Here is a 21,516-nt window from a genome sequence, read left to right as displayed (position 1 = left end):
GACATCCGTGTCTGTCATTTCCTCCGTGGGTTGTTCTACTCTATGTATCGGCTGAGAACGCCGAAATGTTAATCCATCCGCTCCATTTCTTCAAGCAGAAGCAGTATTTCTGCAATAACCGCATAAAGCTGCGGCGGCACCTGCTCGCCGAGGTCCAGGTCGATTAAATTTTCCAGCAGAAACGTATCTTCCTCCATCGGAATGCCGTTTTCTTCCGCGAGTGCGAGAATCCGTTCTGCCACATAGCCTCTGCCGCTTGCAATAACCTGCGGTTCATTGTCTCCTCCAGCTTCATCGTAGCGGAGTACGGCGGCAGAGCGGCCACTCACTTTTTTTCTGTTTACTTGGTTGAAGTGTTTTTGAATCATCATATTTTAAAATCAAATCCTTTTTCGGATACTGGTTTCTCTGCATCCGGTGCCGGTTTTTCCAGTTGAGGACTCTCCGAGAGCTGACCGGTGCGGATAGATTTAATTTTGTAGCCGATTTCCTCCAGATTGCCGATATACTTTTCAGCGAGAGGCTCTGCTTTCCCTGCAAAAGCCGGATTGTCATTTTTTAATGTGACGCCGATTTCTCTGTTCGCAATCTGCAGGTTAATGCCGACATCCCCCATGGACGGCGTGGAAATATGGAAATACAGCTGCATGTTCTCCCAGTCCATTCCGCCCTCTGCTTCCCTCGATTGTACGTAAACGTGCAGGTCGGCATCCTGATCTTTCAGCTGCATCGGAAGCTGGAAATGGTGCGTTGGATGCTGACTTTCGTTCCGGTTTACGAGCTGCTGGCCCTGCAGCTGGGAAAGAAGCTGCTGAAGCGGCTGCCGGCTGTCATCATCTGCCTGCCGGGCTGCCTGCATCAAAAGGGATTTTACATCTTTCATCTGATTCTCTGCCGGTACTTTGCCGGAGGCAAGCTGCTGGGCGATGTCGCTTTCCCTCGTCAGTCCGAGCATACGCATTCCTTCCAGCACCTGCCGCGCAGAATGATCATTTTTCGTTATCATACGGGAGGCTTCTTCCATGCGTTGGGCTGCCTGTGTCTGAACAGGTGCAGCCTTGTCCTGAGCTGTCTGCGTCAAGGAAGCTGCGTGGTGGATCCGTTTATTCGAGGGCTGGAACTGAATGGCAGACAGTGTCTGCTTCACCTCCCGGACAATGTTCGCCGCTTCTGTTCCTTTCCCTTGAGAAGCAAGTGTCTTTGCTTCAGTCAGCATGGCAGATGCTTTCATCACGGTCCGTTCCTGTTTCATGTCTGCATACAAAAGCCAGTCACTTTTCGTGACAGCCTGCTGCAGCTGGCGGATCGATGTCTCAAGGAGCGGCTGTGCCTGCTTTGCCTGCTGGGTGGAACTCTGCAGGATCTGCTCCGTTCTCGATAAATGCTGTACCTGCTCCCGCTGAAACTGCTTGAACGTATCTGCCGAGCGGGCAAGCGTCTCTGTCACTTCTGTAACGAGAATCAGCCGCTGGGGCGCATTTTCAGAAGAAGGCATCTGCTGGCGGACAAATGCTTCCAGTTCCTGCTTTAACGATGCCGGTATCTGCGCCTGGGCGCGGGGATTGTCCGGTACTCTTTCCAGAATCTGCGCTGCTGCTTCTCTCGCTTTCAGCTCTCTTCCGGATTCAAGCAGTGGAGCCGTCATCTCCCGGGCCCGCCCGAGTGCCTCAACCAGTTCCCGGGATGATCCGCTCTTCACGGCTTCAGCTTCCAGCTTCACCAGCGCTGTCTGCAGGTCCGGTGCTGCCGCCGCCTGCTGCAGCGCACGTCCGGCACTGAGCTGACGACCTTCCTGCACCGGCGGCGCTTCCTGGGGTTTTTCACTCAAAAAGGCTCGGAGTGTTTCAGCAGCGGCGGCTTTACCTCCGGATGCCTGGCTCGTAAGCATCTGCTTCAGCAGCTGCTGAACTTCGGTCTGCTGATCTTTCGCTGCATATTTTCCTGCAGCCTCCTGCAGCTGCTGCACGGCTCTCCGGACTCCGCTGCCGGTTTCCATCGCCTGTGCCAGCTGCTGGACCGCTCTTCTCACTTCGGGTGGAAAAGACTGCTCTGAACTTTTAAAGAGAGCTTCGCGTGCCTCCTGACCGCTGCTTTGACGACCGGTCTGAGGGAGAGCATCCCGAAGTGGCGCTCCGGATCTTGCAAGATGGATTTGTTCAAGCTGTCTTTGGCCCGGGGTAAGTTTTTTCTCAGCGGCGACAAGCGCCGTTTCCATCCGGGACTGCCTCGTCCCTTCCCCTTCCTTCATAAAACGATCCAGAGCCTGTGCGGATTCCCGATCCATCGGGACACCGTTTTTCATGAATGCTTCCGCCGCTTTAATGGTACTTTCGGAGGGGTTGGATACGCCGAGCTGGGAAAGCCTCTGCTGGGCACCGCTTTCCGGAGTCTGTTTCGTCTGCTGTGTCTCTCTAACGTGGAGGACTCCGTCTTTTTTTTCTGTTACTTCCACCTGCACCCGTGTTTTGTCCGGGACGCCGTTTTCAAAAACAGCTTTCTGCTCTTTTCCCCGGATCTCGACCACTGCTTCCCTCCCGGAAACTTTTTCTTTGATGACCGCCTGGACATTATCTCCTGTTTTTACGTTTCCCGGCTGCTGACGGCCCGGGGCCGGCTGAGAGATCTGTGGTTGAATTTCCATGCTACCGCTCCTCTGATTCCAAGTAGTTCTTTTATCGGCGGATCACCCGCATAACTTAAGTTTCCAGCGGCGTTATCACACACTCTCTCAATAAAAAAAAGAGCAGGGACGGCAGTTTTTCTGCGCATGCTCTTCTATTGGTAGCCTGAGTCCTTAAAATAGCCACGCCGGACAGCACCTTCTCCAAGCTGGCGGTTCAGCTCATTCAGCAGTTTCTCTTTCTCGTACGTCTCTTGATCTTCTTTGTAGGAGAATAAATTCAGCTGTTTCTGCGCCTGTCCTCTTTCCACCAGGTCGATTCCAGTAATTCCTATCAGCCGCACTGGCGCTCCGCTCCAATAGTCTTCCCAGAGAAGTCTGCCCATTTGATAAAAAGGTTCCCATCCGGATGATGGCTCCTGGAGGCGGGCAGAACGCTGCACCGTCGTCCAGTCTGCATAGCGGATCGTCAGCTGCACTCCGGATGCATACACGTGCTTTTTTTTCATTCGTTTTTCCAATGAATATGCCATCTCTTTTAGGACCGGCAGAATATCTTCTGTGGCAGAAGCATCTTTTGGGAGCGTCCTCGAATGTCCGACACTTTTAAACTGTTCGGCAGCTTCCGGGTCCACCGGCCGGTCATCGTTACCGTGGGCACGCTCATACATCCTCCGGCCGCTGACACCGAATACACGCTCCAGAAAATCTGGGTCCGCCGCTGCAATATCTCCAATCGTATGAAGGTGATGACGAGCCAGCTTTTCAGCGGTTTTCCCTCCAATTCCGTGCATTTCCCTGCAGGGAAGCGGCCAGAGAAGTGTTTTCGTATCCCGCTTGCGAAGCACTGTAATACCGAGGGGCTTTTTCATATCGCTGGCTGTTTTAGCCAGAAATTTGTTCGGAGCAACTCCGATACTGCATGGCAGCTTCAACTCCTCCATTATCCGTTTCTGAATGGATGCGGCAATATCCGGAGCCCGGATGCCTGCCGTCGTCATGTCCAAATATCCTTCGTCAATCGACACCGGCTCGACCAGGGGGGTGTATTCAAGCAGAAGCTGAAACATCTGTCGGGAGATTTCCCGGTAACGGTCAAATCTCGGCTCCCGGACAAGCAGATCCGGACATGTTTTTTTCGCCTCCCACAGCGGCTGCGGGGGCTTTACTCCTTTTCTGCGGGCTTCATAGCTTGCTGTCACCACAATACCCTTTCTTTTTTTAGCATTTCCTGCAATAGCCAGCGGTTTTCCTTGAAGAGCCGGATCGTCGGCCGATTCCACCGAAGCATAAAAGCTGTTCATGTCCACGTGCATTACAATTCTTCCGGCCATGATGGATCCCTTCCCTGTACAAACGTTTGTTCTTCTATTATAGCATAATGCTGTTTATCCACTCTACGCTGAGCATCATTTTCTTCTGCATGTGATTTGATGAAAGGAAATTTCATCTTTTGGCAGGGTCGCGGCTGTTATCTACGTGTGTTATACTACACGTAAGAAAGGTGGTCGATATCATGTCTGGAACTCTGATGAACCATCCAGGTTATCAGTCTGTTCTCGTACATGTCCTCGAAGTGGTTCAGGACTTCGCAAGGCAAAACAGACCATCACCTACGATTCGACAGCTTGCCCTTTGTGCGGGGTATTCCGAAGAGCTTATTTTAGAATCTTTGGAGTTCGGGACAGTCGAGCCTGCTTCGCTTCTGCATTGATGCAGGAAGCAGTTGTACGACGAATTGACAAAGAGCCGACCGGGGTACCGGGCGGCTCTTTTTCTATTGAATCAGGCAGTTTGGATAATTTCTACGACGTATGCAGCCAGTGTCTGCAGCTCGCGGATGGACTGGCGCTCCTCCGTTGTATGAATATTCTCGTACCCTACACCGAGATTGACGGTGGGTATGCCGTGTCCGGCGATGATATTGGCATCACTCCCGCCACCGCTCTGCTTTAGAACAGCCCGGCGGCCGACAGCTTCCGCTGCTTTTTTCGCCGTATGGACGACTTGATCTGATTCTGACTGCTTATACCCGGGGTAGACGAGCTGCGTATTGATTTCTGCACGGCCGCCGCCTTCGTCAGCTGCTGTTTCGAGAGCATGCTCCATTTTTTTCACCTGTTCCTGGAGCTTTTCCCGGTCCAGTGATCTCGCCTCCGCTTTTATTTCCACTTTGTCGCACACGATATTTGTCTGGGAACCGCCGTCGATGCGGCCGATATTGGCCGTCGTTTCTTCATCGATCCGGCCGAGAGGCATCGCTGCAATCGCTTCTGCAGCCAGTTTAATTGCAGACACACCTTTTTCCGGAGCGACTCCTGCATGGGCTTTCTTCCCGTGCATCGTCACGAATAATTTCGCCTGATTCGGTGCTGCCGTAATAATCGTGCCGACTTCCCCGTCACTGTCAAGTGCATAACCGTAAGCTGCATCCACAAGATTCATATCCAGATGCCGCGCGCCGACAAGCCCCGATTCCTCCCCGGCCGTAAGTATAAACTGAACCTGGCCGTGGGAAATATTCTCTTCCTTCAAACGCTCGACAGCCTCAATCATAACAGCAAGCCCAGCTTTATCGTCTGCGCCGAGCACCGTCGTGCCATCCGAAGTTATCCACTCCTCTGTCACCTGCGGTGTTACACCGATGCCGGGCACGACCGTGTCCATATGGGAAGTGAAATAGATCGGCGGCGCATCTTTCCCCGAAGCCGGCAGCGTACAGATTAAATTTCCTGCAGCATGTCCCGTTTTTCGTGAAGAGCTGTCTTCCTTCACGTGGAGACCGAGACCCTGCATGCGTTTAATTAAATAATCTGCGATTTCCCTTTCGTATTTTGTTTCTGAATCAATCTGTATGAGCGTAAGAAACTCCTCGATTAATCGTTCGTTTGACATTCCTGCACCATCCTCTGCGATTTATCGTCCGCACGTATTGTATCACAAAGGAATGTTGCCGTGCCTGCGCGGTGGACGTGATTCCTGTTTGGATTCCAGCATATGGAAGGCATCTTTCAGCCTGACCCGTGTGTCTGCCGGGTCAATTACATCGTCCACCATACCGTGGGAAGCCGCGATATATGGATTGGCAAATTTCTCGCGGTAAATCTCCATCTTATCGAGTCTCGTCTGATCAGGGTCAGCACTCTCACGTATTTCTTTAGCAAAAATAATATTTGCAGCTCCCTGCGGCCCCATAACCGCAATTTCTGCATTCGGCCAGGCAAAAACAATATCTGCTCCGATTGCTTTACTGTTCAGCGCGACGTAAGCCCCGCCGTAAGCTTTTCTCGTTATAACTGTAATTTTTGGAACTACTGCTTCGGAATAGGCGTAAAGTATTTTCGCTCCGTGCCGGATAATGCCACCGTGCTCCTGCTGTACCCCGGGAAGAAATCCGGTCACATCTTCAAATGTAAGCAGTGGAATGGAAAAACTGTCGCAGAAGCGGATAAAGCGCGAAATTTTATCCGATGAATTAATATCCAGCCCGCCTGCGAGTACTTTGGGCTGATTGGCAATAACACCTATTGTTCTGCCATCAAGCCTTGCAAAGCCGGTCACGGCATTTTTGGCAAAGGAGGCATGCACTTCCAAAAACGAGTCCGCATCCATAATTTCCTGGATGACACGCCGCACATCATACGTCCGTCCCGGATCGAGCGGGACGAGTTCCTGGAGTTCAGGAAGCTCTGCACGGGCGTCCTTTTCCTCTGAAACCGGAGGAGTCTCCCCTTCCCCTGATGGCAGGTAAGCCAGAAGTTCACGCACTTTTAACAGCGCCTCCTGCTCTGTCGGACAAGTGAAATGTGCATTTCCGCTCACTGCCCCATGGACCCGGGCACCTCCGAGTTCTTCAGAGGAAATCGTCTCTCCGGTCACACTTTCAATCACTTTCGGTCCGGTAATGAACATCTGGCTCGTTTTTTCCACCATGATCACAAAATCGGTAATCGCCGGGGAGTAGACAGCGCCTCCTGCGCAGGGCCCCATAATAACAGATATCTGCGGTATGACACCGGAGTAGACAGCATTCCGGTAGAAAACACTGCCATATCCATCGAGTGACAGAACGCCTTCCTGAATTCTGGCGCCGCCTGAGTCGTTCAGTCCGATAAATGGAGCTTTTGTTTTCGCTGCCATATCCATCGCATGAGCTATTTTGGCCGCGTGCATTTCACCAAGTGCCCCGCCGTAAACGGTAAAATCCTGAGCAAACAAAAATACTCTTCTTCCTTCGATCGTCCCGTACCCTGTCACAACGCCTTCCCCCGGTGCTGAACCTGCTTCCATACCGGGTTCATTGAAGCGGTGCTCAATAAACGGCTGCAGTTCCACAAAGCTGTCCTCATCAAGAAGAAGGTCAATCCGTTCTCTGGCAGTAAGTTTTCCTTTCTCGTGCTGCTTTCTGCGCCGGTCATCGCCTCCGCCCATTTCGATGCGGCGTCGTTTTTCATAGAGTTCATTCAGTTTCTCGAACATGTCCATCGTCTGCGCCCTCCTCCATCAATTCGATCAAGGTGCCGCCTGAAGCTTTGGGATGCATAAATGCAATAGAATGCCCTCTTCCGCCGGAACGCGGTGCTTCATCAATCATTGGGAACCCGTTTTCCTTTAAGGCTGTAATCCGTTTTTTCAAATCGCTCACTTCAAATGCAATATGATGAAGCCCGGGACCTCGTTTTTTCAAAAAGGCTGCTACAGGAGAGGAATCATCCGTCGGCTCGATCAGCTCCAGGTAAACCGAACCGCAGTCAATAAATGCTGCACGGACTTTCTGGGAGGGGATCTCTTCCACGTGTGCCGCAGACAGCTGAAAAGCAGCAGCATAAAAAGACGCAGTTTCTTCAATGGAGTGCACCGCAATGCCGATGTGTTCGATCCGTTTCGGTGGAGCGCTGTCACTGCTTCCGCCGGCAAGCTGTTGAATATAGGCCGCCACTGCTTTCGTCGGCGTACCCGGTGTAAATATTCGGGCTACACCAATCGATTCCAGATGGATAATATCTTCCTGAGGAATCACTCCGCCGCCGATCACCGGTATATCTGAAGCATCTGCTTTTTTCAATGCCTCCATTACGGCAGGAAACAATGTGTTATGCGCACCGGATAAGCTGGAAAGGCCGATCACATCTACATCTTCCTGAACAGCCGCCCGGACAATTTTTTCAGGTGACTGCCTCAGCCCTGTGTAAATAACTTCCATCCCGGCATCACGGAGTGCCTGGGCAATCACGAGAGCCCCGCGGTCATGTCCGTCCAGCCCCGGCTTTGCTATTAATACTCGAATCCGTTTCATCACACTGCCTCCCTACCCGTTGTATTCTCCGAAAATGTCTCTCATCACACCGCAGATTTCCCCGACAGTTGCATAGACTTTTACCGCCTCTTTGATCGGATACATCACGTTCGCTCCGGATAGACAGGTTTCCCGCAGCGTCTCCAGACAGCTATCAACCGCCTTTTGATCTCGCGTTTCTCTAAGGCGCTTAAGACGTGCTTTCTGCTCCGCTACAAACGTTTCATCCACTTTTAACAGGTCCGGCTGCGGTTCTTCCTCGGTGCGGAACTGATTCACACCGACAACGATTTCCTGTCCGCTCTCCTGCTTTTTCTGCGTGTCGTAAGCTGCGCGCTGAATTTCCCGCTGTACATAGCGCTCCTCCACTGCCCTGACAGCGCCGCCCATTTCTTCGATGCGGTCCATGTAACGAAGTGCTTCTTCCTCCAGTTTGTCGGTGAGCGCTTCCACGTAATAGGAACCACCGAGAGGATCCACGGTATCGGCTGCGCCGCTCTCATGAGCGATGATCTGCTGGGTTCTCAGGGCTGTCCGGGCAGAAGTTTCTGTCGGCAGCGAGAGTGCTTCATCTTTCGCATTCGTATGAAGGCTCTGTGTTCCGCCGAGAACGGCTGCGAGCGCTTGCAGGCTGACCCTGATGATATTGTTTTCCGGCTGCTGGGCAGTCAGTGTAGAGCCTGCCACCTGGGTATGAAAACGAAGCTGCATACTTTTCGGATCCTCTGCATGAAACTCGTCTTTCATCATCGAAGCCCACATTCTCCGGGCAGCCCGGAATTTCGCTGCTTCTTCAAAGAAATGATTGTGACCATTAAAGAAAAACGCCAGCTGTGGTGCAAATTCATCGACCGGAAGGCCGCTTTCCACTGCCGCTTTTACGTAGGCTTTAGCATTACTCAGCGTAAAGGCCAGCTCCTGGACAGCTGTGGCTCCTGCTTCCCGGATATGATAGCCGCTGATGCTGATCGTATTAAATTTAGGTGCTTCCTGTCTGCAGTAGGAAAAAATATCCGTAATCAGCCTCATCGATGGCGCCGGCGGATAAATATAAGTTCCTCTCGCTGCGTATTCTTTTAAAATATCGTTTTGAATCGTCCCCCGGATTTTTTCAGGAGGGACTCCCTGTTTCTCTGCCACAGCTGTATACATTGCCAGGAGAACTGCAGCCGGTGCGTTAATCGTCATGGAAGTGCTTACCTCATGCAGCGAAATGTCATCGAATAGTATTTCCATGTCTTCCAGCGAGTCGATCGCCACACCTACTTTACCGACTTCTCCTTCAGCCATCGCATCATCCGAGTCATATCCAATCTGTGTAGGCAGATCAAACGCTGCGGAAAGACCGGTCTGCCCTTCATCCAGAAGATATTTAAAGCGTCTGTTCGTCTCTTCTGCAGAGCCGAATCCGGCATACTGCCGCATCGTCCAGAGTCTTCCCCGGTACATCGTCGGACGGATTCCTCTCGTGTAGGGAAAATCACCGGGAAATCCCTGTTTTGCTATGTAAGCGCTGTCAATTCTGTCCGGAACATACAGCCGTTCCATTTCAAAGCCGGATGTTGACTGGAACGAATCACGCCGCTCAGGGCGTTTCTCTATCTGTGCTTTCACTTTTTTCTGCCACGTTTCATAGGCTGAGCGGAAATCCTCCATAAAGGCCGTCCCCCTGTACTAGATAAATGAACACATATTCATTATACCATATATTCACAGACGATAGGGAGGTCTTGAAAACCTCTCCCGTCCCCGTTACACTATAGAAAGTAATATGGTGAGGAGGGACTTCAATGCCCCGGAAATTTCGAAAAGCCATCGTGTATATGATGATTATCGTTATGTTTCTCGGAACTGCGCTGATGGGTGTGTCCTACTTCTAAAAAGAGGAGAGCACTCCTGCAGTACCGTGCAGAAAAACATGATCAAAAAAGGAGCTCCGCTGTTTTCACTGCGGGGCTCCTTTTTTTCAGCTCTAAATACTTTTCCTTCATGCTTCGGCGGGTTCTCTCCGCTACCGCTGGGAACCTGCCGCCTTAAATACGCCGTATTTTTTCGTGAGCCTGAACTGCTGCTTTACCTGCAGATAAAGGTCCAGTTCATAAACGAGGTGGGCCAGGGAAGCTCTTGCCTCAAATTCCTCTCTCGTAGACGGTAGATTCATTTCTTTGTAGGACTGTTTCAGTTCTTCCAGCTGTTCCAGGTAGCGGTGGGCTGTATTTCCGGGCTGAACCCCTTCGGCCAGATCATCCAGAAAGGAGGCCAGCATGTCCGCCTGCTTCACATGATAATCAATCGTCGTAAGAAGCGGCATCATGCGCTCGAGAATATCCAGCTGCTTTTCCCTCATTTTAAAATAGTGATAATACGTATCTTCATATCGGAGAATATGATTCTCCAGATTCTGCACCGCCCGGTTCTTCGCCCGGTGAAGCAGTGCTGCTGCCTCCGTAATTTCTCTTCCGGTCCAGCTGTCTTCGCCGGTCCGGATAAAGTGGGCAAATTCTTTTAAGATACGCGAAAAATATTGTTCCAGCTCCACTTGATATTCATCCAGAATCTTTTCATTGCTTGGAATATATACATTCATTAACAGCGCGATACCGACACCGATAACGATAATAAGCATCTCATTGACGACCAGGGCGGGGGTGAACGACTGCATGGTATAAACGTGCAGCATGATGACGATACTCGTGACAATCCCGGAAGTAATCTTTAGACGGACGGTAATCGGAATAAAAATCATGAGTACAATAGCCACGCTGTAAAATGCGTAGCCGACCACCTCAAATACGAGACCTGCAGTAAACAGACCGATGACACTGGCAATCAGCCTTTCCCAGGCACTGACGAATGATTTTCTGCGTGTTTTTTGTATACATAATACAGCGATGATGCCGGCGGATACATAAAAATCAAGCTGAAGCAGTTCCGCAATCCAGATAGCCACTGCGGCACCTCCGGCCGTCTTCATCGTCCGATAGCCGAACCCTCTCATACAATCACCGCTTTCTTTAACGTAATGAACCTGATTCATCGTTCCACTGCAAAAACAAAAAAGAGCCATCCCACTTAAAGGGACGACTCTATCATAAATAAAATTTGGCGCGCCCGCCAGGATTCGAACCCGGAATGCGAGACCCGGAATCTCGAGTGATATCCATTTCACCACGGGCGCTCAGTGAGCGGAAAAGTGATCCGCCGACACTTAAATACTATACCAGAATAATTTCAGGCACGCAAGACTTTTTTTCAGCCTTCCTGTTCCTGCTTAAATTTCTCGTAGTCATCAAACATTTTTTCAAAACGGGCATTCATCTGTTCTTCATTATACCCTTTGCGCGCCAGACGGGCTGCAAAATTCTGTGCCCATAGCGTCAGACGCTGAGACATACGGGAGTACTTTTTCGATTCTTTTTTATCCGTAACTTCTTTCGCCCGGCCGTCCGCATTGGACATAACGTTCTCTGAGATAAAGAGCGCTTTCCAGACATCTTCTTCTTCGAATTCATCCGAGTGGTCGTTAAAAAATTTCAGAACACGCTTGTAGTAATTGTCGAACTGCTTAAATTCAATTTCTTCTTCCTGATTCAAATACATATGTATTTCTTTATACAGATCATGTATCACACATATCACTCCTCAAAAGATTCCCGGACATAGTGCCTGCGATAAACGATTATAGCATAAAGGATTCTGGTTGCATAGTGTTTTCCAGATCACGCATGTCTTCCTGGTCCGGATGGAAACAAAAAAGCAGGGAAGAGCTGACCTGGTGATCATGCTCTTTCCTGCAGATTCATTCATGCTCAGTACAACTTCTAGAAAAAAAGCGTTACTTTTTGAAGTGCTCATCAAAGTAGGATTCAAGCTTATTCACTACTTCGATCGGCTCGTGGCCTTCGATTTCATGACGCTCCACCATTGCTTTCAGCTCGCCATCTTTAATCAGTGCAAAAGACGGGGAGGATGGAGGATAACCGGTAAAGTACGAACGTGCTTTTTCTGTTGCCTCTTTGTCCTGTCCTGCAAAAACCGTAACAAACCGGTCCGGCTGCACTTCATAGTTTTTCATATAAGCTGCAGAAGGACGGGCAATTCCGCCGGCACAGCCGCATACAGAGTTAACGACGACAAACGTTGTGCCATTACCCTGAAGCGCCTGATCCACATCCTCCGGCGTTGTCAGCTGATCGTAGCCGGCCTGGTCCATATCCTGACGAGCGGCCTGAACCACATCGTTCATAAACATTTGGAATTCCATAGCGTACACCCTTTCTCTTTAGAATCTACTCCCATAATACATGTTTTCCCGGAGAATTCCAAAGAGAAAACCTGAATCTACTGAAGAGCTGTACGGAGCGCTTCGAGATTACTCTCCATCAGCGTGAAATAATTCTCATCCGAAGCAGTATCTTCTTCTGTCAGTGCTTCAAGATTGTGAAGATCCAGACCTTCTGCACCGGTCTGTTCCTGAACAGTTTCCGTAATATCTGAGGGAATGTTCTGCTCGAACATCACGTACTCAACACCTTCAGATTCCATCCGCTCCACCGTGCTCTCCACCTGTTGAATAGAGGGCTCATTCGAAGGAGATAGACCTGCAATGCCCAGCTGTTCAATGCCGTAGCGGTCCTCCCAGTATCCGTACCCTGCATGGGAGACTACGATGAGATTTTTATCTGCTTCATCCACCATACTCTGAAACGACTCGTCCAGCTGAAGAAGCTCTTCTTCCAGTGCTTCAAAATTCTCTGTAAATACTTCTTCCTGCTCCGGACGCAGCTCTGTCAGCTTATCTTTCATGTTTTCCGCCGCTTCTGCTGCTTTTACAGGATCCAGCCATACGTGAGGATCTTCTTCCCCGCCGGCATGGTTATCTTCTTCATGATTCTCCGAATCGTTATGATTATTGTCATCGTGGGCGTGATTATCGCCTTCATCATTGGAAGATGACTCATTATGATTTCCGTGGTTGTTGTGCTCATCCTCTTCCTGTTCATGAGCATGATCGTGATCATAACTTAGAAGATCCATACCTTCAGTTACTTCAAGCATTTCCGTATTTTCATTGGCTGCAGCGTCAGTCACTGCTTCCACAAAGCCTTCATATCCTGCACCGTTATAGATAAAGAGGTCCCCTTCGGCGATATCGATCATTTGATTCGCTGTCGGCTCAAACGTATGAGCATCCGCCCCAATCGGAACGATGTTCGTTACATCGACATGTCCGCCGCCGATTTCTTCGGCAAAAAATTCATATGGATAAAGAGACGTATATACTGCAAGCGGGTCGTCCGATCCCTCCGCGGTATTTTCTTCGTTTTCATCCGCTTCTTCTGAGGTATCTGTTCCACCCTCGTTTTCTGTCCCTTCGTCGTTTTCCACGCCATCTGTGTTATTTCCTTCATTCTCCACACTGCCGCAGGCAGCGAGAAAAACAATGCTCGTAAGTAGAAGTGTCTTTTTCATGATGATCCCCTTTCGTAACCATTACGTTTTGAACAATATGAAGTATACTGGACTTATCCTTTTTTGTAAATAGTAACGATTACGATTGTATGAAATACTCTTTTACATTCTCAAAATATGCTGCCAATTCAAATTTCAACAATAGCAAAAAGCCGCCCCTCTGAACAGGGACAGCTTTACTGGTAACGATGATTTCTACAAACACCTAACTGCTACGTCAGGCTCCATTTCGTCTCCGGATCGGACTCGAGCGTTTCTTTAATATCCTGAAGAAACCTGCCGCAGATTAGACCATCAAGGACACGATGGTCAAGCGACATACATAAATTCACCATGTGACGGACGGCAATCGCGTCATTATCAAGAACGACCGGGCGCTTGACAATCGCTTCGACAGAAAGAATAGCGGCCTGCGGCGGATTCAAAATCGGCTGCGACTGAATCGAGCCGAATGCACCGGTGTTGTTCAACGTAAATGTTCCACCCCGCATCGATTCTGCATCAAGCGTTCCTTTTTTTACTTTGTTTACTGTTTCATCCAGTGAACGTGCCAGTCCCCGCAGGTTTTTCTGGTCCGTATCTTTTATTACCGGGACATACAAAGCGTCTTCAGAAGCTGCAGCAATCGACAGATGCACACTCTGATACTGGCGGATGGTGTCATTCTGCCACGACGAATTCACCTGAGGATAGCGGCGGAGCGCTTCGGTAACTGCCTGCATAAAAAACGGCATATACGTCAGCTTGACGCCTTCCTGCTCGTAAAAGCGCTCTTTGTTTTTTTCCCTCCACCGCACCAAGTCGGTGACATCCACTTCGATCATCATCCAGGCGTGCGGCGCATTCTGCTTGGAGAAGGCCATATTATCGGCGATGGCTTTACGGACGCCTGATACCGGAATATCCTTTACCCTTCCGTCAGCAGGCGCCTGCTTTTCTACAGTTCTCTCCGCAGGCGCACTTTCTTTCTGATCGGGAACGGAAGGAGCAGGTTTTTCGGCAGCAGCTTCCACATCTTTTCTCGTAATTCTTCCGCCGCGTCCGCTGCCTTTCAGCTGAGAGAGGTCCACACCGTATTTTTGGGATAGATTCAATACCGCAGGCGAAAACCGTGCCGGCTGTTCCTGCTTTTCTTCCGGACTGGAAGCTTGCTTCACTTTCTCTTCCTCTTCTGCGGGCGGGTCTTCTTTCACTTCTTTAGACGAATCAGATGATTCCTCTGTTTCAATCAGACAGATGACTTCACCGACCTCGACCGTCGTATCCTCATTTACAACGAGCTCTTTGATCGTTCCGGAAAATGAGGAGGGTACTTCTGCATTGACTTTATCTGTCATCACTTCTGCGATTGGATCATATTTTTTGACGGTATCCCCGGGAGAAACGAGCCATTTCGTAATCGTTCCCTCTGTAACACTCTCACCGAGCTTCGGCATTGTAATGGATTCTGCCATATTCACCCCTCCTAAAATTGAGCCAGCTCTCGTAAAGCAGCTTCAATGTCTTCCGCCGTGACCATAAACGCTTTCTCAAGTGGAGGCGAATACGGCATGGACGGACAGTCGGGTCCTGCCAGACGCTGAATAGGGGCATCGAGGTCGAACAGACAGTTTTCCGCGATAATGGCTGCCGCTTCCCCAATGACACTCCCCTCTTTGTTATCTTCTGTAACAAGCAGAACTTTACCTGTTTTGGATGCTGCACGGATAATCGCTTCTTTATCCATTGGATAGACCGTGCGGAGATCCAGAATTTCTGTTGATACTCCTTCTTTTTCCAGTTCATCCGCTGCCTGTTTGGACTGGTGTACGCACAAGCCGTAGGTAATGATCGTTACGTCGGCTCCTTCACGGACAACCGCTGCTTCACCGATCGGCACGAGATGCTCCCCTTCCGGCACTTCTTCTTTCAACAGGCGGTAGGCCCGTTTATGTTCAAAGAACAGGACCGGATCGTTGGACCGGATGGCCGATTTCAGCAAGCCTTTAGCATCCGCCGGACTGGACGGCATGACAATTTTCAATCCGGGTGTCCCTGCGAATACTGCTTCCACAGACTGGGAATGGTAAAGTGCTCCGTGGACACCACCGCCATAAGGAGCACGGATCGTTATAGGACAGTGCCAGTCATTATTGGAACGGTAGCGGATTTTCGCAGCTTCAGAGATAATCTGATTCACTGCCGGCATGATGAAATCTGCAAACTGCATCTCTGCAACTGGACGCATTCCGCCCATGGCAGCTCCGATTCCGACTCCGGCAATGGCCGACTCAGCAAGCGGCGTATCGATAACACGGCCTTCACCAAACTGATCATAGAGGCCCTGCGTTGCCCGGAATACACCTCCCCGCTTTCCCACATCCTCTCCGAGTACGAACACACTCTCGTCGCGTTCCATCTCTTCTTTCATTGCGAGTGTCACCGCTTCGATATAGGTCATGACGGTCATGAATTCCCCTCCTCATACACATGGTTCATCAGCGTCGTCGGATCCGGATACGACGCCTGCTCAGCGGCTTCTGTTGCTTCATCGATGACGGCACGGATTTCCGACCGGAGCGCTTCCTCCCCCTCCGGTGTCAGAAGGGATACTTCCTCCAGATAATGACGGAAGGTTTCCAGAGCATCGGTCGTTCGGGCCTGGTCGACTTCCTCTTTCGAACGGTACGTCATGTCATCATCATCACTCGAGTGGGGAGTCAGCCGGTAGGAGACTGTTTCAATAAGCGATGGTCCTTCGCCGCGGAGGGCACGCTCTCTCGCGCGCTTGACTGCATCATACACAGCGAGCGGATCGTTCCCATCAATCGATTCTCCTGGAATACCATAGGCAGCAGCACGGTCGGAAACATGCTCTACATTCAGCTGTTTATCCAGCGGCACCGAGATAGCATACTTATTGTTCTCACACATGAAAATAACCGGCAGTTGATGAACACTGGCAAAATTGATGCCTTCATGGAAATCTCCCTGATTGGAAGAACCTTCTCCAAATGTCGTAAACGCTACAGCTTCCTTCTTTTTCTGCTTTAACGCAAGAGCGATCCCGGCAGCATGCGGCACCTGGGTTGTCACCGGAGAAGAACCGGTGACGATGTTGCTCTCTCTTTTACCGAAGTGTCCGGGCATCTGTCTGCCCCCGGAGTTAGGATCCCCTTCTCTGGCAAAATTTGAAAGCATGACTTCTTCCGGTGTCATCCCGAAGTGAAGAACGACTCCGAGATCCCGGTAATAGGGAAGAACATAATCTACTGTTGTATCCAGAGCAGCGGAGGCTCCTGCCTGCGCCGCTTCCTGTCCCTGACAGGAAATAACAAAAGGAATTTTTCCGGCACGGTTCAACAGCCAGAGGCGCTCGTCCAGCATTCTTGCCGTAAGCATCGTACGGTACATCTCCATCACGTGTTCATCGCTCATGCCCAGTTCCTGATGGCGGTTTGTCATCTGTCATCTCCTCCTTATCCGTGTATTTGCCGGCCGCTGACAGCAGCTGCTGCTTCTGCCGATGCTTCAGACAGCGCCGGATGCGGATGTATCGTTTGTGCTACTTCAAAATGGGCAGCGTCCAGAAGCATGGCGAGGGATGCCTCCGAAATCAGCTCCGTCACATGCGGGCCGATCATATGCACACCGAGAAGGTCATCCGTCTTCTCATCAGCAATAAAACGGACAAAGCCATCCTCTTCTCCGTAAACGAGCGCTTTGCCGTTATGCTTGAATGGAAAATGGCCTGTCTTTACGGAATAACCTGCTTTTTCTGCCTGCTCCTCAGTCAATCCGATGGATGCTGCTTCCGGAAAGCTGTAAATGCAGCGCGGGATAAGGTTCTGCTTAACAGGAAATGGTTCGTTTCCTGCCATATGGTTTACTGCTGTAATTCCTTCTGCAGAGGCAGCGTGAGCCAGCTGAAGACCGCCGGTAATATCGCCGGAAGCGTAAATGTGACGGTCTTTCGTCTGACCCCATTCATTAACTTCCACAAAGCCGTCCTTTATGACGATGCTGGTGTTTTCGATACCGATATTCGTCAAATTGGCTTTCCTGCCAATACTGACGAGCAGCTTTTCTGCATGCACGCTTTCTGATCCGTTTTCGGTATCAAATGGAACAGTAACGCCGTTTTCTTTCGTTATTTCCTCCGCTTTCACCTGAACAGAGGTATGTATTTTCACGCCTCTGGATGTCAGGCAGCGTTTCATTTCTTCCCCTACCCGCTTATCCTCCTGCGGGAGAATGCCGGGAGCACTTTCAAGAAGCGTGACGTCCACATCAAAATCAACGAGCATGGATGCCCACTCTACGCCGATTGCACCACCACCAATAATCGTAATGGAAGATGGCAGCTCTTTTAGTCCCAGCGCGCCTTCAGACGTCAGGATGAGGTCTTCATCCGGGATGAGTCCGGGAAGCATATTCGGACTGCCGCCGCAGGCGATCAGTACGTTATCCGGAAGAAGCATATCATTTTCTTTATCTTCTTCGTATTCTACAGATATCGTACCGGGGACCGGGGAGAAAATAGACGGTCCGAGAATCCGTCCGGTTCCTTTGTATACATCGATGTTTTTATGTCCCATCAATGACTCCACCCCTTGATGCAGCCGGGAGACGATCTCCTCTTTCCGCTTCTGTACCTGCCGGAAGTCCAGCGAGGTATTTTCTGCAGTGACACCGAATTGTTCTGCATCTTTTGTCTGCCGGTACACTTCCGCGCTCCGGAGCATTGCTTTACTCGGAATACATCCGCGGTGCAGACAGGTTCCCCCCGTCTTTCCTTTTTCCACAACTGCCGTTTTCATTCCAAGCTTCGCTGCGTGAACGGCGGCGGTATATCCGCCGGTACCAGCTCCTAATATGACCAGATCATATTTTTCAGCCATACGTCTGCCTCCTTCTGCATTTATTCTGCAGGAGTATACTGTTTTGGCTTTTCCTGCTGTCGAAGTACTCTCAGCGCCCCCTCCGTCAACGATTGAAGTTCATCTTCACCGGGATAGACGAGGACATCTGTTATCCATTGTACACGAGAAGAAATTTTCTGCACAAATTCTTTTCCGTGGGCCAGTCCTCCTGTAAGAATAATCCGGTCTACCCGGCCTTCCAGTACTGCAGCACACGCAGCAATTTCTTTCGCTGTCTGATAGGCCATTGCTTCATAAACGAGAGCTGCGCGTTCGTCCCCATGTTCGATGCGCTTTTCGACTTCCACTGCATCACTCGTTCCGAGAAGTCCTTTCAGTCCGCCGGCACCGACAATTTCCTTCATCACTTCATCTGCATAGAACTCCCCTGAAAAACAGCGGGCGGCAAGGTCCCCTGCGGGAACGGTTCCGGCGCGCTCCGGAGAAAATGGCCCTTCGCCGTGCAGCCCGTTGTTGACGTCAATGACACGTCCATAGCGGTGAGCCCCTACGGTAATGCCTCCACCCATATGGCAGACAATCAGCCGAAGCTGCTCATAGGAAGTATCGAGCTCCTGCGCTGCTCTTCTTGCAGCTGCTTTTTGATTCAGCGCATGAAAAATACTTTTACGTTCGAAAGCGGCGTATCCACTGACTTTTGCCACCGGCTCCATTTCGTCTACGACAACCGGATCGACAATGTAGGCAGGAATACCGATTTCTTTTGCTGCGTTGAATGCAATGACGCCTCCAAGATTGGAAGCATGCTGTCCGGAAACGCCTTTCCGCAGATCCCGGAGCATGCGGTCATTTACTTCATAGGTCCCGCCTTCCAGCGGCTTCAGAAGCCCCCCGCGTCCGACGACTGCCTGCATCGTGGAGATGTTGATGCCGAAATTCCGGAGCGTGGAAAAAATAGCATCTGTGCGGTAGGCTTCCTGAGCCATAATTGATGTGAAAGCTGCTAATTCGGACTCAGGGTGACGGATCGTCTGCGTCATTATTTCTTTTTCGTTATCAAAAACACCGATCTTTGTCGAAGTGGATCCGGGATTTACTGCCAGAATCCGAAGGTGTGTCATGCGCCGGGCCCCCTCTTTTTCCCCCGGGATAAAAGCGAGTGGCTGTTCGGAAGAAACTGCTTTCTGGAGCGGCGCATCGCTTCAATCCGCTCTTCGGCCATTTTGTCAGCAGCTTCACTGGAAGGAATACTGTCGCGGGAGGCGATGTCAAAAACATTTAATATCGAATCATAAATGGTTTCTACTTTCTTCATGGCACGTTCACGGTTATAGCCGAGAAGCTCGTCCGCTACGTTAATGACTCCGCCTGAATTGATGACGTAATCCGGGGCATAAACGATGCCTAGTTTATCGAGAACTTCTCCATGACGGTTTTCCAGCAGCTGATTGTTGGCTGCTCCGGCAATGACTGAAGCTTTCAGCCGGCTCAGTGTGTCGTCGTTAATCGTTGCACCGAGTGCACAGGGAGAGTAAATATCACACTCTACATCATAGATTTCCTCCGGCTTCACTACCACGGCCTGAAAATCTCTCGCTGCCCTTGCGCACGCTTCTTCGGAAATATCGGTGACGATCAGCTCCGCTCCTTCTTTATGGAGATACTCACACATTCTGTAGGCGACATTTCCGACACCCTGCACAGCTATTTTCTTTCCGTTCAGATCATCTGTACCAAATGCTTTTTTTGCCGCGGCTTTGATACCTACATATACACCATAAGCAGTCACCGGAGCAGGGTTGCCGGAGGAACCGAACGCCGGGGAGACGCCGGTTACATAATCCGTCTCCTGGTAGATGTTGTCCATATCCGCAACCGTTGTGCCGACATCTTCAGCGGTAATATAGCGCCCGTTCAGCCCTTGAATATAGCGGCCGAATGCCCGGAACATGGCTTCGTTTTTATCCTTCTTCGGATCCCCGATAATAACCGTTTTCCCACCGCCGAGATTCAGACCGGCTGCGGCATTTTTATACGTCATTCCTCTGGCCAGGCGGAGAGCATCCTCGAGCGCTTTTTCTTCTGATTCATACGTCCACATTCTCGTGCCGCCGAGAGCCGGTCCTAGTGTTGTATCGTGAATGGCGATAAACGCCTTCAGTCCGGAAGCTCTGTCCTGGCAGACAACCACCTGTTCATAATCATGGTTTTCCATATACGAAAATAATTCCATTTATAATCCTCCTCCGGATACTTGATTTTTAAGAGAGGCCGCGCAGGCAAGCTCCAATGAAAACAGCCTGCTTTCAGCAGAGTCCGTGCGGGACGTCAATACTACCGGGGCGGATGCTCCGGTAATCATACCGCCGACGGATGCACCTCCCAGATATGTAAAAGCTTTGTAGAGCACATTGCCGGTTTCGATTTCCGGAGCGAGAAGTAAATCTGCTGCTCCGGCAGCCGGGGAATCGATTTTTTTCATCGCAGCAGCAGCTTCGGAAAGGGCGTTATCGAGGCCGAGCGGACCATCGATCGTACAGCCGGTAATCTGATTCCGCCGGTTCATCTGCGTTAAGGCTGCGGCATCCAATGTCGCCTGCATCGAAGGATTCACTTTCTCTACGGCTGCAAGCACCGCACATACCGGGTTCGTAATACCAACTGCATGCATGGTCCGCACGGCATTTTCTGTAATCAGTACTTTATCTTCAAGCGACGGCCGGATATTCATTGCAGAATCAGTAAGAAAAATAAGTTCCTCGTCCGGACGTTCGAATGCTGCAATGTGGGAAAGAATACTCCCGGTGCGCAGGCCGTATTCTTTATTCAATACTTCTTTTAAAAGGACAGATGTACCTGCAAGTCCTTTCATGACGATATCTGCTTCTCCGCTGGAAACAAGCTTGACCGCTGTTTCACACGAAGCTTTCTCATCCGTACAGTCTATATAGCGTACATGTTTTTCCGAAACGGAAAACGAAGCTTCTTCCATCGCATCTGTCATTTCCTGAAACGGTCCTGTGAATACAAAAGACGCGGTTCCATTTTCTACGGCTTCCTGAGCAGCGTGAAATATCGAGGCATCTGTTGCATATGCTACAGCGACTACTGGACGCGCCGGTGATTGACTGAGCTGCTGCTGCAGGTCTTTTCGTTTCATCGTCATCAAACTCCTTTCTTCTACTATGTAATGCAAGAAACATGCCACCCAAAGTGCTTCATTTACGCAGTATCACTCTGCAAAAATATGCATTATTGCATATTTT

At 50.4% G+C, this 21,516-nt stretch carries 19 protein-coding genes and 1 tRNA gene; 1 reads left to right on the top strand and 19 read right to left on the bottom strand.

All coding sequences use genetic code 11. From position 1 onward, the window contains the following. Positions 1-68: 68 nt before the first annotated feature. The 7 genes from C6I21_RS02080 to C6I21_RS02045 form a co-directional block, all read right to left on the bottom strand. Positions 69-371 (bottom strand): EscU/YscU/HrcU family type III secretion system export apparatus switch protein, encoded by a 303-nt coding sequence (locus tag C6I21_RS02080; RefSeq protein ID WP_181186041.1) that lies wholly within the window; start codon positions 369-371, stop codon positions 69-71. After that, entirely contained in the window at positions 368-2,641 is a 2,274-nt protein-coding gene (locus tag C6I21_RS02075; RefSeq protein ID WP_105957774.1) for a hypothetical protein, read from the bottom strand. Before C6I21_RS02075 ends, C6I21_RS02080 begins: the two co-directional genes overlap by 4 nt. A gap of 134 nt (positions 2,642-2,775) precedes the next feature. Beyond that, positions 2,776-3,954, bottom strand: a complete 1,179-nt coding sequence (locus tag C6I21_RS02070) for a DNA polymerase IV (protein WP_105957773.1) — start codon at positions 3,952-3,954, stop codon at positions 2,776-2,778. 451 nt (positions 3,955-4,405) lie between these two features. Continuing rightward, positions 4,406-5,515 (bottom strand): M20/M25/M40 family metallo-hydrolase, encoded by a 1,110-nt coding sequence (locus C6I21_RS02060; protein ID WP_105957771.1) that lies wholly within the window; start codon positions 5,513-5,515, stop codon positions 4,406-4,408. Positions 5,516-5,557: 42 nt separating this feature from the next. Then, positions 5,558-7,105, bottom strand: coding sequence for an acyl-CoA carboxylase subunit beta (locus C6I21_RS02055; RefSeq protein WP_105957770.1), 1,548 nt, complete (start codon positions 7,103-7,105; stop codon positions 5,558-5,560). Next, positions 7,080-7,916: a methylmalonyl-CoA epimerase gene (gene mce / locus C6I21_RS02050; RefSeq protein WP_105957769.1), complete on the bottom strand. Its 837-nt coding sequence runs from the start codon at positions 7,914-7,916 to the stop codon at positions 7,080-7,082. Before mce ends, C6I21_RS02055 begins: the two co-directional genes overlap by 26 nt. A gap of 12 nt (positions 7,917-7,928) precedes the next feature. After that, positions 7,929-9,572, bottom strand: a complete 1,644-nt coding sequence (locus C6I21_RS02045; protein WP_105957768.1) for an acyl-CoA mutase large subunit family protein — start codon at positions 9,570-9,572, stop codon at positions 7,929-7,931. A gap of 134 nt (positions 9,573-9,706) precedes the next feature. Between C6I21_RS02045 and prli42 the strand changes: the two genes are divergently transcribed. Beyond that, a complete protein-coding gene (gene prli42 / locus C6I21_RS16300) occupies positions 9,707-9,796 on the top strand; it encodes a stressosome-associated protein Prli42 (protein WP_168006330.1) in 90 nt (29 codons plus the stop codon). A gap of 131 nt (positions 9,797-9,927) precedes the next feature. Here prli42 and C6I21_RS02040 read toward each other — a convergent pair whose 3' ends face one another. The 12 genes from C6I21_RS02040 to C6I21_RS01985 form a co-directional block, all read right to left on the bottom strand. After that, positions 9,928-10,953, bottom strand: a complete 1,026-nt coding sequence (locus C6I21_RS02040) for an aromatic acid exporter family protein (RefSeq protein WP_245411510.1) — start codon at positions 10,951-10,953, stop codon at positions 9,928-9,930. A 66-nt stretch (positions 10,954-11,019) separates the two neighbouring features. Then, positions 11,020-11,094 (bottom strand) — tRNA-Arg (locus tag C6I21_RS02035). A gap of 74 nt (positions 11,095-11,168) precedes the next feature. Next, positions 11,169-11,546, bottom strand: coding sequence for a hypothetical protein (locus tag C6I21_RS02030; RefSeq protein ID WP_342587715.1), 378 nt, complete (start codon positions 11,544-11,546; stop codon positions 11,169-11,171). 205 nt (positions 11,547-11,751) lie between these two features. Continuing rightward, positions 11,752-12,180: a BrxA/BrxB family bacilliredoxin gene (locus C6I21_RS02025; protein WP_105957766.1), complete on the bottom strand. Its 429-nt coding sequence runs from the start codon at positions 12,178-12,180 to the stop codon at positions 11,752-11,754. 77 nt (positions 12,181-12,257) lie between these two features. Further along, the gene (locus C6I21_RS02020; protein ID WP_105957765.1) at positions 12,258-13,388 is read right to left on the bottom strand and encodes a metal ABC transporter solute-binding protein, Zn/Mn family; all 1,131 of its coding nucleotides are present in this window, start codon (positions 13,386-13,388) and stop codon (positions 12,258-12,260) included. Between the two features lie 212 nt (positions 13,389-13,600). Continuing rightward, positions 13,601-14,842 (bottom strand): dihydrolipoamide acetyltransferase family protein, encoded by a 1,242-nt coding sequence (locus C6I21_RS02015; protein ID WP_105957764.1) that lies wholly within the window; start codon positions 14,840-14,842, stop codon positions 13,601-13,603. An 11-nt stretch (positions 14,843-14,853) separates the two neighbouring features. Then, the gene (locus C6I21_RS02010; RefSeq protein WP_105957763.1) at positions 14,854-15,837 is read right to left on the bottom strand and encodes an alpha-ketoacid dehydrogenase subunit beta; all 984 of its coding nucleotides are present in this window, start codon (positions 15,835-15,837) and stop codon (positions 14,854-14,856) included. Next, entirely contained in the window at positions 15,834-16,832 is a 999-nt protein-coding gene (locus C6I21_RS02005; protein ID WP_105957762.1) for a thiamine pyrophosphate-dependent dehydrogenase E1 component subunit alpha, read from the bottom strand. The genes C6I21_RS02010 and C6I21_RS02005 overlap by 4 nt, the downstream gene beginning before the upstream one ends. Before the next feature lie 14 nt (positions 16,833-16,846). After that, positions 16,847-18,268 (bottom strand): dihydrolipoyl dehydrogenase, encoded by a 1,422-nt coding sequence (gene lpdA, locus C6I21_RS02000; protein ID WP_105957761.1) that lies wholly within the window; start codon positions 18,266-18,268, stop codon positions 16,847-16,849. A gap of 20 nt (positions 18,269-18,288) precedes the next feature. Continuing rightward, positions 18,289-19,371, bottom strand: a complete 1,083-nt coding sequence (gene buk / locus C6I21_RS01995) for a butyrate kinase (RefSeq protein ID WP_105957760.1) — start codon at positions 19,369-19,371, stop codon at positions 18,289-18,291. Continuing rightward, positions 19,368-20,483 carry a Leu/Phe/Val dehydrogenase gene (locus tag C6I21_RS01990; protein ID WP_105957759.1) on the bottom strand — a complete coding sequence of 372 codons (1,116 nt, stop codon included), beginning with the start codon at positions 20,481-20,483 and terminating at the stop codon, positions 19,368-19,370. Before C6I21_RS01990 ends, buk begins: the two co-directional genes overlap by 4 nt. Beyond that, positions 20,484-21,410: a bifunctional enoyl-CoA hydratase/phosphate acetyltransferase gene (locus C6I21_RS01985; RefSeq protein WP_105957758.1), complete on the bottom strand. Its 927-nt coding sequence runs from the start codon at positions 21,408-21,410 to the stop codon at positions 20,484-20,486. Positions 21,411-21,516: the final 106 nt, after the last annotated feature.

Origin of the sequence: Alkalicoccus urumqiensis, from assembly GCF_002993335.1 — a bacterium.
Taxonomy (GTDB): domain Bacteria; phylum Bacillota; class Bacilli; order Bacillales; family Salisediminibacteriaceae; genus Alkalicoccus; species Alkalicoccus urumqiensis.
This window is presented reverse-complemented; position numbering and strand designations above follow the sequence as displayed.

Excerpts from the sequence above, each read along its gene's own strand:
- C6I21_RS02040 (WP_245411510.1), bottom strand. The coding sequence starts at position 10,953 with ATGAATCAGGTTCATTACGTTAAAGAAAGCGGTGATTGTATGAGAGGG.
- C6I21_RS02005 (WP_105957762.1), bottom strand. The coding sequence starts at position 16,832 with ATGACAAACCGCCATCAGGAACTGGGCATGAGCGATGAACACGTGATG.
- C6I21_RS02045 (WP_105957768.1), bottom strand. The coding sequence starts at position 9,572 with ATGGAGGATTTCCGCTCAGCCTATGAAACGTGGCAGAAAAAAGTGAAA.
- buk (WP_105957760.1), bottom strand. The coding sequence starts at position 19,371 with ATGACACACCTTCGGATTCTGGCAGTAAATCCCGGATCCACTTCGACA.
- C6I21_RS02015 (WP_105957764.1), bottom strand. The coding sequence starts at position 14,842 with ATGGCAGAATCCATTACAATGCCGAAGCTCGGTGAGAGTGTTACAGAG.
- C6I21_RS02010 (WP_105957763.1), bottom strand. The coding sequence starts at position 15,837 with ATGACCGTCATGACCTATATCGAAGCGGTGACACTCGCAATGAAAGAA.
- C6I21_RS02060 (WP_105957771.1), bottom strand. The coding sequence starts at position 5,515 with ATGTCAAACGAACGATTAATCGAGGAGTTTCTTACGCTCATACAGATT.
- C6I21_RS02080 (WP_181186041.1), bottom strand. The coding sequence starts at position 371 with ATGATGATTCAAAAACACTTCAACCAAGTAAACAGAAAAAAAGTGAGT.
- C6I21_RS02075 (WP_105957774.1), bottom strand. The coding sequence starts at position 2,641 with ATGGAAATTCAACCACAGATCTCTCAGCCGGCCCCGGGCCGTCAGCAG.
- C6I21_RS02070 (WP_105957773.1), bottom strand. The coding sequence starts at position 3,954 with ATGGCCGGAAGAATTGTAATGCACGTGGACATGAACAGCTTTTATGCT.
- C6I21_RS01985 (WP_105957758.1), bottom strand. The coding sequence starts at position 21,410 with ATGAAACGAAAAGACCTGCAGCAGCAGCTCAGTCAATCACCGGCGCGT.
- lpdA (WP_105957761.1), bottom strand. The coding sequence starts at position 18,268 with ATGGCTGAAAAATATGATCTGGTCATATTAGGAGCTGGTACCGGCGGA.
- C6I21_RS02025 (WP_105957766.1), bottom strand. The coding sequence starts at position 12,180 with ATGGAATTCCAAATGTTTATGAACGATGTGGTTCAGGCCGCTCGTCAG.
- mce (WP_105957769.1), bottom strand. The coding sequence starts at position 7,916 with ATGAAACGGATTCGAGTATTAATAGCAAAGCCGGGGCTGGACGGACAT.
- C6I21_RS02020 (WP_105957765.1), bottom strand. The coding sequence starts at position 13,388 with ATGAAAAAGACACTTCTACTTACGAGCATTGTTTTTCTCGCTGCCTGC.
- C6I21_RS01990 (WP_105957759.1), bottom strand. The coding sequence starts at position 20,483 with ATGGAATTATTTTCGTATATGGAAAACCATGATTATGAACAGGTGGTT.
- prli42 (WP_168006330.1), top strand. The coding sequence starts at position 9,707 with ATGCCCCGGAAATTTCGAAAAGCCATCGTGTATATGATGATTATCGTT.
- C6I21_RS02055 (WP_105957770.1), bottom strand. The coding sequence starts at position 7,105 with ATGGACATGTTCGAGAAACTGAATGAACTCTATGAAAAACGACGCCGC.